A 12,980-nucleotide genomic window follows, 5' to 3' on the forward strand; every position below is an offset into this window, starting at 1 on the left:
AGGGGGATTATCCCACGGCGAGGCAGCAAAAAAGCATTCTGGCAAAAGAATGCTTTTCTGATGGCCTGGTATGAATGTGTTAACTGGCGGCAGTCAGGCTAATACTTTACCTGAACCCGATACTTCAGCATGGCATCGCCCTCAGCCGGCACATTGATTTTCCAGCTGGCTTGATGGGCATTGGTTTTTTGATGGGGTTGTGATTCGTTCAATATTTTCCAGCTGCCGCCAATCGGCTCTTGCACCGTGACCGTCACTGCTTCTTTCTTCGCGTTGTGCAGGGTGATGGCGTAAGCGCTTTCATAGACGGGTGGCTGGTTTTGCTTGCTCAGGTTTTTAAAGTCGGTTTGCACACGTTCGGCCGTCACATCAAAGGCATTGCCAAGCTTGAGCCTGACTGTATCGTTTTTAGGGGTGTGGTCGATCAGGTCTTCGCCCACAAACTGCGCGGTGCCGTCACTGTCTTTTTTGTAGACACGCATGGTGCCTTTGGGTAGCGGCAGGCCGAGTTTGCTGCTTTCTTTGTTTTCAAATTCAACAAACACTTGCACCTTGAGTTTTTTGTCGATGTCTGGATATTGGCCCTGAAAGTAATAGTCTGCGCCATTGAGCAGCAACTCTTTGTGTGCCGGAATATGTTGCGCAGAAAGCAAGGCAACTTGTTTGGTTTGATTTTCTGCAATCGTGGTGGCACGCGGTAGCGTATATAAGTGATATTCCAGTAAGGCTTGCTCTGTTGGCATAGGCGCGGCTGCTTCCATGACATCCGTGCGCATCATCATGACTTTCGGATGGATCGCTTCGCGCACGCGGTTAACATCGCCTGCAACGAGTTGCACTTTCGCATTGGGGTAGCTAGTGCCACTGGTATTGGTCAATGTCACCCAGCCAGAAAGGTCTATGGCGTCTTCTTTGTTATTCAGTTCAGCCACGTAGTCAGCTTTCCATTGCAGGCCACCGGTCAGGTAGCTCAGCTCTAAATTCGACTGTTCAGCCCCTTTGTATTGCAGCTGCGTGGTGAGTGTCGGCCGGTCTTTAAGCATGCCCGGCACATTGGGGTAAACGATGCGGCCTGGGATCACTGTTTCGATGCGGTTGCCTATTTTGAGCACAGGTCCATCCTGGGCTGAAAGTACGGTAGCGGTTTCTTCCGTCTCGGCACCGGTGGTCGGGTGGGTGCGAATCACGCTTACTTGCTGGCCGACATATTTCTCTAGCAGCTTGTTCGGAGTGAGTAAGTCAAAGTCGAAGTTTTGCTCCAGCACTTGCAAACTGGTATTGGGGAGTAAGCTGCGCAACAATGCGGTTTCAGGCTTAATTTGCGCACTGACATCACGGAATGACAAAGAGGAAAGGCCATTGGCTAACCTTAACTTGCGACTGTCTTTGACCAGCGCCAAGTCTTCATTGTAAATGGTGACGGCCACGCTGGTTTGGTCGGATTGCGGGCTGACAACTGCGGGTTCGGCTTGAGCCAGTGAACTACATAGTGAAACGCTACCTAGAGAAAGCAGCAGCAGGGTGTTGAGTCGCATGAATATCCTCTCGTTTTTATGTGTAAGCTGATACGCTTGAGACTGCCTTAACGCGGCAGCCGTTCAAAAGTTAACACACGACTTTATCTTGCGCTATGCACGTGACACCGATAATACATCGACGCCTGCCTGCTGCAGCAGGCTGACCAGCGCAATCACGGGCAAGCCTATCAGGGCATTGGGATCGTCCCCGCGCATATATTCGAGCAGGGCGATGCCCATGCCTTCAGATTTGGCACTGCCAGCACAATCATAAGGCTGCTCCAGGCGTAAGTAAGTTTCGATCTGCTGTAATGAGAGGGGTTTGAACTTGACGTAATAAGGCGCAATGGTAGATTGCATATGCTGGTTGGCGCTGTTGTACAGGCAGATGGCACTATGGAAAATCACTTCCTTGCCACTGAGCATGGTCAGTTGTTTGACGGCATTGTCATGATTGCCTGGTTTGCCTATTTGCAGTCCATCTACCGTAGCGACCTGGTCGCAACCGATAATCAATGCTTCAGGATGGGCTTCTGCCACTTTGCGTGCCTTGCTCTCTGCCAGACGCAGGGAGGTTTGCTCAGGGCTTTCGTCAGCTAATGGCGTTTCATCAATATCGGGCGAAACGCATTCAAACGGCAAGTGCAGCTTTTGTAATACTTCGCGGCGGTAGCGTGAAGAGGAGGCGAGAATTAAGGTTGGGATAGTCATCAGGATAAAAAAATCCCCGAACAATGATTCGGGGATTTTAGCATTTCAAGTCAGGGATTATTCCGGCTGAATTTCAATCAGTGTTTCGTCCGGGGTGACACTGTCACCTTTGGCAACATGGATCGCCACCACAGTCCCGGATTTGCTGGCCTGGATTTCATTTTCCATTTTCATCGCTTCAATGACCAGCACGCCATCACCAGCATTGACTTTGTCACCGACATTCACCTTAACGGTAACAATCGTGCCTGGCATGGCAGTTGTGACGCAACCTGGATGATTGGGACGTGGACGGCCACTGGCGGCCACTGCAGCCGCTTTTTTCTTGCTGCCGTTACTACCACCGCCACTGACTTCCATCTCGCTCAGGGTCTCAACAAAGACTTCTTCAGAAATACCGTCTACTTTGACATAGTAAGGTCTGCGCTCTTCGCCTGCGTGACCGCTACCGGTGAGTTTGATATGGTAGGTTTCGCCGTGCAAGGTAATGTTGAACTCATTTGGCGCATAGCGGGCTGCAGCCGTTTGCTGGGTGACAGCTTCTTTGCTCAACAAGGCCTCTGGGCTGAGTGAGCCGGCATTACGCTCTTGCAAGAAGGTTTTACCAATGTCCGGGAACATGGCGTAAGTCAGTACATCTTGCTCGTTATTGGCAAAACGCTCGGCTTCAGATTGCAGTTTGACCATTTCCGGTTGTAGCAGGTCTGCTGGGCGACAGGTGATGACTTCCGCATCGCCAACCGCTTGCTTACGGACTTCAGGATTGACAGCCGCTGGCGCCTTGCCGTATTGGCCCAATAAGTAATTTTTAACTTCGTTAGTAATGGATTTGTAGCGGCCACCTGTTAATACGTTGAGCACGGCTTGGGTACCAACGATTTGTGAGGTTGGCGTCACTAACGGAGGGTAGCCCAGATCTTCGCGTACGCGTGGAATCTCTGCCAGCACTTCGTCCATGCGATTAAGCGCGCCTTGTTCCTTCAACTGGTTGGACAGGTTGGAAATCATGCCGCCTGGCACTTGGTTGACCAGAACGCGGGTGTCCACGCCGGTAAACTCGCTTTCAAATTGCCAGTATTTCTTGCGTACTTCTTTAAAGTAGGCAGTGATTTCCTGGAGTTTGCCTAAATCGAGACCGGTATCGTATTCGGTGCCTTTCAATGCAGCCACCAGGCTCTCAGTGGTCGGATGGCTGGCGCCTTCAGAGAATGAGGAGTTGCAGGTATCAATAATATCCACGCCGCTTTCTACGCTCTTGAGCAAGACCATGCTGGCGAGGCCAGAGGTGGCGTGGCTGTGCATATGCACCGGCACACTGACCGCCGCTTTCAGGCCTTTGACCAATTCCGCAGCCATGGTAGGCGTCAGCAGACCGGCCATGTCCTTCACGCCAATACTGTCACAGCCTAGCGCTTCAAGCTCTTTGGCCATGTTCACAAAGTAGGCCACATCATGCACCGGACTCGTCGTGAACGACAGGGTACCAATGGCATGTTTTTTAACTGATTTGACTGCTTCGATGGCGGTTCGCAGGTTGCGGATATCATTCATCGCATCAAAAATACGGAATACATCCACGCCGGTATCGGCCGCTTGTTTAACAAACGCATGCACAACGTCATCTGAATAGTGACGGTAGCCGAGCAAGTTCTGACCACGCAATAGCATGTTGATTGGTGTGTTTGGCAAGGCTTTGCGCAAGCTGCGCAGGCGCTCCCAAGGATCCTCTTTCAAAAAGCGGACGCAAGCGTCAAAAGTTGCACCGCCCCAGGCTTCGAGAGACCAGAACCCAATCTCATCCAGCTTGCCGCAGATCGGCAGCATGTCTTCGGTGCGCATGCGTGTTGCAATCAGGGATTGGTGACCATCTCTTAAAACGAGTTCGGTGACATGTATTTTGCTCATAGTCTTGTCGATCTAAATAAATATCTTGCAATGCGGTTAATCAAATACCTTCATGGGCGGCAATCGCCGCTGCAATGGCTGCTGCCATCAGCTCTTTGGGTAAGCCTACGTCATACTCAGTCAGCTCAGGGTGTTGCTCCACGAAGCTGGTGTTGAAATCGGCTGCGCGGAAATCCGGGTGCTGCATGATCTGCTGGTAATATGGAATCGTGGTTTTGACACCATACACAATCATGTCATTCAGGGCACGGCGACCACGCTCGATGACGCCTTCCCAATCCAATGCCCAAACCGTGAGTTTTGCACACATGGAGTCATAGTAGGGCGGGATGACATAGCCGCTGTAAATTGCCGCATCCATACGCACGCCTGGGCCGCCAGGCGCGTAGTAGCGCGTGATTTTACCAAAGCTGGGCAGGAAGTCTTTTTGCGGATCTTCCGCATTTATGCGGTATTCCATGGCGTAACCACGGAAAGCAATTTCACTTTGCTTGTATTGTAATGGCATGCCAGCCGCAACACGGATCTGTTGCTGAACGATATCGACACCAGTAATGGTTTCGGTCACGGTATGTTCCACCTGCAAGCGGGTGTTCATTTCCATGAAGTAGAAGTTATTATCTGAATCCAGCAGGAACTCGACCGTGCCTGCATTTTCATAACCCACCGCTTTGGCTGCTTTCACGCCCAGGCCGCCAATATACTCGCGTTGAGCTTGTGACAGCTGTGGCGACGGGGCAATTTCAATCAGCTTCTGGTTACGGCGCTGGATAGAACAGTCACGTTCAAACAAGTGGATGACGTTGCCATGCGAGTCGGCCAAGACTTGTACTTCGATATGGCGCGGATGGACCACGCATTTTTCCAGGAAGACTTCTGGTTTGCCAAACGCTTTACTGGCTTCAGAAATCACACGGTCATAGTTGCTCAGCAGCTCTTTTTCGCTGTCACAGCGCCGGATGCCACGGCCACCACCACCATTAGTCGCCTTGAGCATGACTGGGTAGCCAATTTTATTGGCTAATTTGACTGCGGCGTCGAGAGACTCCAGGTTGCCGTCGCTGCCTGGTACGCAGGGAATGCCGGCGTTAATCATGGCATTACGTGCTTGGATCTTGTCACCCATTTGACGGATCACGTCCGCATCCGGACCGATAAACTTGATGCCGCGCCGTGCGCAGACTTCAGCAAGTTCAGGGTTCTCCGACAGGAAACCATAGCCAGGATGCAAGGCATCACAGCCTGCAGCCACGGCAATGTTCACTATATTGTGTGCGTTCAGGTAGCCTGCGACAGGGTCTGATCCGATGTTGTAGGCTTCGTCTGCCTTTTTAACATGCAACGCATGGCGGTCAGCATCGGAATAAATGGCTACCGATTTAATGCCCATTTCAGAGCACGCACGCACGATGCGCACCGCAATTTCACCGCGATTCGCGACTAAAATTTTCTTAAACACACATTACCCTTAAAGCAAGAAAAAAGGACTAGAGTCTTTTAGTAACCCAACCAGCGTTTTCAATCCTTAAGAATTGAATTTAAACTGGTTTAAGTTGATTTGGTTGTGGTTTGGCGTCGTCTTTGCTACAGCAACAAATGGCCGATCATGCAAACCGGCACCATGGGTGCGCCCTTGAACAGAGCGCCGCGTGATGCGGTGTCATTATAACAACAAACCTTGCGCTTAAACAGAGGCCTGTCACTTTAGTGCTGGCGTTAGCCGTGTTTTAGTCGTCAATGCGCATCGAGTTTGGTATAGTGCCAGCTTGATGTTTTATGGAATTGTTTGGTAAAAATGATGGCGCATTATCAGGAGTTGTCGAGGCAACAAAAAACCGTGGAAGGTGAATTGGTTTTGGCTGCCTTGCCCAGATTGCACGAGGCATTGCAGGCGTTGGGTGTCACAGATGCGGCTGCCTTTGATGGTGTGCTTGTGCATTACCGGCTGCAGGGCTTGCCATCCCGTTATTTTGGCGAGGTATCGCTGCCTATGGTGGCGTTGAACCTGAAAACGACTTTGCCACTGGTATGCCAACGTTGCTTCGAGCCCATGCCAGAGTCGCTGGAACTCGCCTTCGAGTTTGCACTTTGTGATGAACCGCCAGAAGCTTTGCTGGAAGATGAAGAAGTGGATTGGTTGGAGTCGGCTGATGAGCCTGCGCTGGAAGTGTTGATTGAGGATGAGTTGCTGATGGCGTTGCCGATTGCGGTCATGCACGAAGAAGCGTGTACGCAATTACAGCAATCTGCAGGCGAAAAGCCAAACCCATTTGCTGTGCTCAAGCAGTTGAAACTGGATAAGTAACATTTTGAGCGTAGGCGCCTCAGCTTGAGGTGAGCGCAAATAAAGTAATGGAATGCGATATTTGCAGGATTTATTTGCAGTTATCCTTGAGTTATTTTATAATGCTGGATTAGGTAGCATTTTGAATTTATATAACTGCCCTTAAACTTCAAATTTCTGAGGTGTGGCGGTTTGATATTGGAGTAATTAAGATGGCAGTTCAGCAAAACAAAAAGACACCTTCCAAGCGTGGTATGCACCGCTCCCACGATTTTTTGACTAACCCACCTTTGGCAATCGAGCCAACCACAGGTGAAGTGCATTTGCGTCATCACGTGAGCCCTAACGGTTTTTACCGTGGCCGCAAAGTAATGCCAGCAAAAGGCGAATAATCGCTACTTTAAAGCGAACCGCTTTAAAACGCGCCGCGCAGTAAAATGCGCGGCGTTTGCGTATCTGGCGTAAGCCGCTGTGATGGCTGCGCTCTAACGCGCAAGGTTAACAAACTTGGAAAATCACATGACAACTGGTCAACACGTGCATTCACATGAAGTAGTGATTGCCATTGATGCCATGGGAGGAGATCACGGTCCGCATGTGACTGTGCCCGCGGCAGTAAAAATTCTGAACGAAAATCCCGCATTAAATATTATCCTGGTCGGATTGCAAGAGGCGATTGAGTCTGAGCTTAAAGTGTTAAACGTTAAGCCCGGTCCACGCTTGCGCGTCCATCATGCAAGTGAAGTGGTGTTGATGGATGAATCACCGCAAAGCGCCATGAAGAACAAAAAAGATTCGTCTATGCGTGTGGCCATTAATATGGTGAAAACGGGCGAAGCGCAAGCTTGCGTCAGCGCCGGAAACACCGGGGCCTTGATGGCAACCGCGCGGTTTGTCCTCAAAACCTTGCCAGGTATTGACCGCCCAGCCATTGCCTCGACCTTGCCCTCCGAAAAAGGCAGTACATTTATGCTGGACCTAGGGGCAAACGCGGACTGTACGCCTGAGCATTTGTACCAGTTTGCAATTATGGGGGCCATGGTGGTCAGTTGCTTGACCAATAAACCCGACCCAACTGTAGGGCTGCTTAATATTGGATCTGAAGATATCAAAGGCAATGAGGTGGTCAAGCAGGCCGCGGAATTGTTGCGTGGCAGCCATTTGAACTTTTACGGCAATGTAGAAGGCGACGATATCTTCAAGGGCACGACAGATGTGGTCGTTTGTGACGGTTTCGTTGGCAACGTGTCGTTAAAAACGACCGAAGGCCTTGCGCATATGATGGGCAAATTTTTGACCCAGGAGTTCAAGCGGAACTGGTTGACCAAGCTGATGGCATTGGGCGCTTTCCCAGTATTGAAAGCCTTTAAGAAGCGGTTGGATCCACGACGCTATAACGGTGCCAGCTTTTTAGGCTTGCGTGGCATCGTCGTTAAAAGTCATGGTGGCGCAGATAGCGTTGGTTTTTACCATGCGATTCATGTCGCCATGGAAGAGGCGCAAAGTGGTGTTCTCAAGCGTATTCAATCACAGTTAGAGATTGAGCACCTGACGACTTCCGAGCAAACCTGAGTCCCTTTTTGTTAGGTGTTTCAATCCAATTAAGGCATAATCGCACGAATGATTTACGCTCGCATTGCAGGTACCGGAAGCTACCTGCCACCTCATATTTTGACCAATGCCGACCTGGAAAAAATGGTGGACACCACGGATGAGTGGATTTTCGCCAGAACTGGGATCAAGCAACGCCACCGAGTCACGGATGAGCGTACCAGTGATTTGGCTACTCAAGCCGCAAGCAACGCGATTGCCGCCGCGGGTATTGAGGCGAGTCAGATTGACCTGATTATCGTGGCAACGACCACGCCAGACAAAATTTTCCCAAGCGTGGCAACCATGGTGCAACGCAAGTTGGGCATTAGTGGTTGCCCGGCTTTTGATGTGCAGGCGGTATGCAGTGGTTTCGTCTACGCATTGACGACGGCCAATCAGTTCATCAAATCCGGCCAATACCGCAATGTCCTGGTGATCGGGGCAGATACGTTTACCCGTATTACTGATTATACCGACCGTAGCAACTGTATTTTATGGGGCGATGGTGCTGGCGCAGTGATCCTGCAAGCCAGTGACCAACCGGGGATTCTTTCTACCCACATCCACGCCGATGGTAACTATGAAACCTATTTGCATGTGCCGCGCAATCCTGACGGACCTGACACGGTAGTGATGGAGGGAAATCCGGTTTTCAAAATGGCCGTCAATACTTTGGACCAGATCGTCGACGAAACGCTTGATGCGAACGGCCTGCAAAAGTCTGATATTGACTGGCTGGTGCCACACCAGGCCAATATCCGCATTTTGCAGGCAACGGCAAAAAAACTCGAAATGCCCATGGAAAAAGTGGTGATCACTGTCGACCGCCACGGTAATACCTCTGCGGCCTCTATTCCGCTGGCGCTGGATGTGGCTGTGCGTGATGGCCGTATTCAACGCGGGCATACCTTGCTTATGGAGGCGTTTGGTGGTGGGTTTACCTGGGGCTCAGCCTTACTTAAGTATTAAAATTAATACTTAGTTTGCGTATGTACCGCTAGCCGCATCGTTTTAAATCAATCAATTACTGAATCATTATGTCTAAATTAGCTTTTTTCTTTCCCGGCCAAGGTTCGCAATCTGTGGGCATGATGCAAGGGCTTGCCGCCCATGCGATTGTCAAACAAACCTTTGATGAGGCCTCTACGGTATTAGGTGTGGATTTCTGGACCATGGCCACTGAGCCGAATGAAGAAATCAACCTGACAGAAAACACGCAGCCCATCATGCTGACTGCCGGTATTGCTACCTGGCGTGTGTACCAGGCACAAGGGGGGCAGTTACCAGCTGCCATGGCCGGGCATAGCCTGGGTGAATACACTGCACTGGTTGCAGCTAATGCGATCTCATTTGCGGATGCTTTGCCATTGGTGAAGTTTCGCGCCCAGGTGATGCAGCAAGCCGTTCCGGAAGGACAGGGTGCGATGGCCGCGATATTGGGCCTGGATGATGATGCCGTACGTGCGGTTTGTAGCGAAGCTGCGCAAGGCCAAGTCCTGCAACCCGTTAACTTCAACTCACCAGGCCAGGTTGTCATTGCCGGTGACAAAGCGGCGGTTGAACGCGGCATGGAGTTAGCCAAGGCAAAAGGCGCCAAGCGTGCGCTGCCACTGCCTGTCAGCGTGCCTTCGCACTGTGACCTGATGAAGCCAGCGGCAGACAAACTGCGCGAATACCTTAAGAATGTGAATGTACAGGCGCCAAGCGTGCCTGTACTGCATAACGCTGATGTGGCTGCTTACGCTGATGCCGCGCAGATTAAAGATGCGTTGGTCCGCCAGCTTTATAGTCCAGTCCGCTGGGTAGAGACAGTACAACAGCTGGCTGCGCAAGAAGTGCTTAGCGCCGCTGAGTGCGGGCCAGGTAAAGTGTTGGCGGGGTTGGCCAAGCGTATTGTGGCCGAAGTGAACTGTGTTGCGCTCGTCAATGACGAAGCCATTCAAACATTGATTACACAATAAGGGAGAAAGCATGTCTGATCAACAAATCGCCTTGGTGACTGGCGCCAGCCGTGGGATTGGCGCTGCAATCGCGCAGGCCTTGGGCAAGCAGGGCGCCACTGTCATTGGGACAGCAACATCTGCCTCTGGTGCAGAGGCGATTACTGCACATTTGAAAGCAGCCGGCGTGAATGGCGTGGGGATGGCGCTGGATGTCACGCAAGCGGAACAAATTGAAGCCGTATTGAAGCAAATTGCCGAACAATACGGGGATGTCAGCATCCTGGTCAATAATGCAGGTATTACCAAAGACACCTTGCTGATGCGGATGAAGGACGAAGACTGGGATGCGGTATTAAATACCAATCTCAAATCCGTATTCCGGATGAGCCAAGCAGTATTGCGGCCTATGATGAAGGCGCGTCAGGGCCGCATCATCAATATTTCAAGCGTGGTCGGTCATATGGGTAATGCCGGGCAGGTTAACTATGCGGCGGCCAAGGCCGGCATGACTGGTTTTACCAAGTCCATGGCGCAAGAAGTCGGTAGCCGCGGCATTACCGTAAACTGTGTGGCGCCAGGGTTTATTGCCACCGATATGACCGCTGAACTGCCTGATGACATCAAGGCAAAAATGCTGGAGCGTATTGCGGTCGGACGTTTGGGATCGGTGGATGAAATCGCGGCGACAGTGGCTTTCCTGGCTTCCCCAGCAGCTGCTTATATCACGGGTGAAACCATCCATGTCAATGGCGGCATGTACTGCGCTTAATATTTAGTTTCTTTGGTATTCTGGGCAACTTTTGCTAGAATACTGGTTTACTGTACACGACACTTATCAACAAAGGGGTATTTTAGATGTCCGACATCGAACAACGCGTAAAGAAAATCGTTTGTGAGCAATTGGGTGCAAACGAAGCTGACGTAAAAAACACATCATCTTTCGTAGATGATCTGGGTGCAGATTCTCTGGACACCGTAGAATTAGTGATGGCTTTGGAAGAAGAATTCGATTGCGAAATTCCTGATGAAGAAGCTGAAAAAATCACTACCGTGCAGCAAGCGATTGACTACGTCAACGCAAACCTCAAGTAATTCATTGACTTCTTTCTTCAATCAGCCCTCGCAAGAGGGCTGATTTTCTATTATGACGAAACGCAGAGTAGTAGTAACTGGCTTGGGCGTGGTGTCTCCAGTAGGGATTGGTACCCAAACCGCTTGGAACAATCTGGTCGCTGGTCAATCAGGCATTACCCGTATCACTAAATTCGATCCTACCCCATTTGCATCGCAAATTGCGGGTGAGGTTAAAGGATTCAACGCTGAAGAGTTTATCCCTGCCAAGGATGCACGTCGCATGGATACTTTTATCCAGTACGGCCTGGCTGCTGGCTTGGAGGCTTTCCGTGATTCCGGCCTCGAGGTGACTGAAGCCAATGCAGAGCGCATTGGCGTCACCATTGGTTCTGGGATTGGTGGTTTAGGCTTGATTGAGTCCACCAATGACAGTTATGATGAAGGTGGCCCACGCAAGATCTCGCCATTCTTTATCCCTGGCACGATCATCAACATGATCTCGGGTAACTTATCCATCATGTTGGGTCTCAAGGGCCCCAATATTGCGGTGGTGACTGCCTGTACCACAGGCACCCACAGTATCGGTGAAGCCACACGAATGATTGAGTACGGCGATGCCGATGTGATGGTCGCCGGTGGTGCGGAAGCAGCCATTACCGAACTCAGTGTCGGTGGCTTTGCCTCTGCGCGCGCCTTGTCTACACGCAATGATGATCCAGCGACGGCCAGCCGTCCCTGGGATAAAGAGCGTGATGGTTTTGTGATTGGTGAAGGGGCCGGGGTGCTGGTGCTTGAAGAGTATGAGCATGCTAAAGCCCGTGGTGCCAAGATTTATGCTGAGGTGGCTGGTTACGGCTTAAGTGCCGATGCCTATCACATGACCGCGCCTAATATGGATGGTCCACGCCGTTCTATGGTGAATGCCCTGAAAAATGCGGGCGTAAATCCCGATCAGGTCCAGTTCATGAATGCACATGGAACTTCGACGCCGTTGGGCGATACCAATGAAACCAACGCCATCAAGGCGACATTTGGAGATCATGCCTATAAACTGGTTGTTAACTCGACCAAGTCGATGACCGGCCATTTGCTAGGTGGTGCAGGCGGGTTGGAGTCAGTCTTTACGGTGTTATCGATTTACCATCAGGTATCACCACCGACGATCAACTTGTTGAATGCAGATCCCGATTGCGATTTGGATTACTGTGCCAACACTGCTCGCGATTTGCAGATTGAATATGCCCTCAAAAACAACTTTGGTTTTGGTGGCACAAATGGCAGCTTATTGTTCAAGCGCGTTTAAATAAATTAAACGTATTTGAATAAATAAAGGTAGTTAAGCAATAAAAAAGCCAGCGTTAGCTGGCTTTTTTATTGCTGTAAACTTGCTTGCCTGCTTATTTAAGAACAGCCAGCGCTGCAGCATAGTTTGGCTCGTCGGCAATTTCGCCTACCAATTCGCTATGCAATACCTGATTGTTCTCATCCAGCACGACTACTGCGCGTGCAGTTAAACCGGCCAGGCTGCTATCCGTGATGAAAACACCATAATCATTCGCAAATTTGGCAGTGTCACGGAATGTAGATAGGGTAACTACATTTTCCAAACCTTCTGCACCGCAAAAACGGCTTTGTGCGAAAGGCAGGTCTGCAGATACGCACAACACCACGGTGTTGCTTACGCTACTGGCTTCCTTGTTGAAGGTGCGCACAGAAGTGGCGCAGGTAGGTGTGTCAATGCTAGGGAAAATGTTCAAGACTTTACGCTTGCCTGCAAACGCATCCAACCCAAGCAGGTTACGTTTGGCATCTGCCAGTTGAAAATCAGGAGCCTTGTCGCCTTTGGTTAAAAACTTACCACCCACTGCGACCGGATTTCCTTTAAGCGTAACGCTAGACATAGTGCTCTCCAAAATGTGATGAATAAAACTTAAATGAGTACTTTAACGTGTC

13 protein-coding genes are annotated in these 12,980 nt (G+C 50.6%); 8 read left to right on the forward strand and 5 right to left on the reverse strand.

What is annotated here, in order from left to right:
* Positions 1–98: 98 nt before the first annotated feature.
* The 4 genes from ACIDF8_RS09940 to ACIDF8_RS09955 all read right to left on the reverse strand — a co-directional run bounded on the left by ACIDF8_RS09940 (position 99) and on the right by ACIDF8_RS09955 (position 5,592).
* Positions 99–1,535 carry a DUF4139 domain-containing protein gene (locus ACIDF8_RS09940; RefSeq protein ID WP_412010466.1) on the reverse strand — a complete coding sequence of 479 codons (1,437 nt, stop codon included), beginning with the start codon at positions 1,533–1,535 and terminating at the stop codon, positions 99–101.
* A 93-nt stretch (positions 1,536–1,628) separates the two neighbouring features.
* Positions 1,629–2,228 (reverse strand): Maf family nucleotide pyrophosphatase, encoded by a 600-nt coding sequence (locus ACIDF8_RS09945; protein ID WP_412010467.1) that lies wholly within the window; start codon positions 2,226–2,228, stop codon positions 1,629–1,631.
* Between the two features lie 57 nt (positions 2,229–2,285).
* Entirely contained in the window at positions 2,286–4,133 is a 1,848-nt protein-coding gene (gene oadA, locus ACIDF8_RS09950) for a sodium-extruding oxaloacetate decarboxylase subunit alpha (RefSeq protein WP_412010468.1), read from the reverse strand.
* Between the two features lie 40 nt (positions 4,134–4,173).
* The gene (locus ACIDF8_RS09955) at positions 4,174–5,592 is read right to left on the reverse strand and encodes an acetyl-CoA carboxylase biotin carboxylase subunit (RefSeq protein WP_412010469.1); all 1,419 of its coding nucleotides are present in this window, start codon (positions 5,590–5,592) and stop codon (positions 4,174–4,176) included.
* A gap of 336 nt (positions 5,593–5,928) precedes the next feature.
* Here ACIDF8_RS09955 and ACIDF8_RS09960 point away from each other — a divergent pair, with 336 nt between their 5' ends.
* From ACIDF8_RS09960 to fabF, 8 genes are all read left to right on the forward strand, one after another.
* Positions 5,929–6,438, forward strand: a complete 510-nt coding sequence (locus ACIDF8_RS09960) for a YceD family protein (protein WP_412010470.1) — start codon at positions 5,929–5,931, stop codon at positions 6,436–6,438.
* Between the two features lie 191 nt (positions 6,439–6,629).
* On the forward strand, positions 6,630–6,809 hold the full coding sequence (gene rpmF, locus ACIDF8_RS09965; RefSeq protein ID WP_018985326.1) for a 50S ribosomal protein L32: 180 nt from the start codon (positions 6,630–6,632) through the stop codon (positions 6,807–6,809).
* A 127-nt stretch (positions 6,810–6,936) separates the two neighbouring features.
* Positions 6,937–7,989 (forward strand): phosphate acyltransferase PlsX, encoded by a 1,053-nt coding sequence (plsX, locus tag ACIDF8_RS09970; protein ID WP_412010471.1) that lies wholly within the window; start codon positions 6,937–6,939, stop codon positions 7,987–7,989.
* Positions 7,990–8,037: 48 nt separating this feature from the next.
* The gene (locus ACIDF8_RS09975) at positions 8,038–8,979 is read left to right on the forward strand and encodes a beta-ketoacyl-ACP synthase III (RefSeq protein ID WP_412010472.1); all 942 of its coding nucleotides are present in this window, start codon (positions 8,038–8,040) and stop codon (positions 8,977–8,979) included.
* A 68-nt stretch (positions 8,980–9,047) separates the two neighbouring features.
* A complete protein-coding gene (fabD, locus tag ACIDF8_RS09980; protein WP_412010473.1) occupies positions 9,048–9,971 on the forward strand; it encodes an ACP S-malonyltransferase in 924 nt (307 codons plus the stop codon).
* A gap of 10 nt (positions 9,972–9,981) precedes the next feature.
* A complete protein-coding gene (gene fabG, locus ACIDF8_RS09985) occupies positions 9,982–10,722 on the forward strand; it encodes a 3-oxoacyl-ACP reductase FabG (protein WP_412010474.1) in 741 nt (246 codons plus the stop codon).
* A gap of 86 nt (positions 10,723–10,808) precedes the next feature.
* A complete protein-coding gene (acpP, locus tag ACIDF8_RS09990) occupies positions 10,809–11,045 on the forward strand; it encodes an acyl carrier protein (protein ID WP_018985321.1) in 237 nt (78 codons plus the stop codon).
* Positions 11,046–11,097: 52 nt separating this feature from the next.
* Entirely contained in the window at positions 11,098–12,330 is a 1,233-nt protein-coding gene (gene fabF, locus ACIDF8_RS09995) for a beta-ketoacyl-ACP synthase II (protein ID WP_412010475.1), read from the forward strand.
* A 94-nt stretch (positions 12,331–12,424) separates the two neighbouring features.
* On the opposite strand, the gene tpx is transcribed toward fabF, so the two are convergent.
* The gene (gene tpx / locus ACIDF8_RS10000; RefSeq protein ID WP_412010476.1) at positions 12,425–12,928 is read right to left on the reverse strand and encodes a thiol peroxidase; all 504 of its coding nucleotides are present in this window, start codon (positions 12,926–12,928) and stop codon (positions 12,425–12,427) included.
* Positions 12,929–12,980: the final 52 nt, after the last annotated feature.

The organism is Methylophilus sp. 3sh_L (assembly GCF_046766015.1).
Lineage (GTDB): Bacteria > Pseudomonadota > Gammaproteobacteria > Burkholderiales > Methylophilaceae > Methylophilus.

Coding starts and splice junctions, on each gene's coding strand:
- fabF (WP_412010475.1), top strand. CDS start 11,098: ATGACGAAACGCAGAGTAGTAGTAACTGGCTTGGGCGTGGTGTCTCCA.
- fabG (WP_412010474.1), top strand. CDS start 9,982: ATGTCTGATCAACAAATCGCCTTGGTGACTGGCGCCAGCCGTGGGATT.
- ACIDF8_RS09940 (WP_412010466.1), bottom strand. CDS start 1,535: ATGCGACTCAACACCCTGCTGCTGCTTTCTCTAGGTAGCGTTTCACTA.
- ACIDF8_RS09960 (WP_412010470.1), top strand. CDS start 5,929: ATGATGGCGCATTATCAGGAGTTGTCGAGGCAACAAAAAACCGTGGAA.
- rpmF (WP_018985326.1), top strand. CDS start 6,630: ATGGCAGTTCAGCAAAACAAAAAGACACCTTCCAAGCGTGGTATGCAC.
- ACIDF8_RS09945 (WP_412010467.1), bottom strand. CDS start 2,228: ATGACTATCCCAACCTTAATTCTCGCCTCCTCTTCACGCTACCGCCGC.
- acpP (WP_018985321.1), top strand. CDS start 10,809: ATGTCCGACATCGAACAACGCGTAAAGAAAATCGTTTGTGAGCAATTG.
- fabD (WP_412010473.1), top strand. CDS start 9,048: ATGTCTAAATTAGCTTTTTTCTTTCCCGGCCAAGGTTCGCAATCTGTG.
- ACIDF8_RS09975 (WP_412010472.1), top strand. CDS start 8,038: ATGATTTACGCTCGCATTGCAGGTACCGGAAGCTACCTGCCACCTCAT.
- oadA (WP_412010468.1), bottom strand. CDS start 4,133: ATGAGCAAAATACATGTCACCGAACTCGTTTTAAGAGATGGTCACCAA.
- plsX (WP_412010471.1), top strand. CDS start 6,937: ATGACAACTGGTCAACACGTGCATTCACATGAAGTAGTGATTGCCATT.
- tpx (WP_412010476.1), bottom strand. CDS start 12,928: ATGTCTAGCGTTACGCTTAAAGGAAATCCGGTCGCAGTGGGTGGTAAG.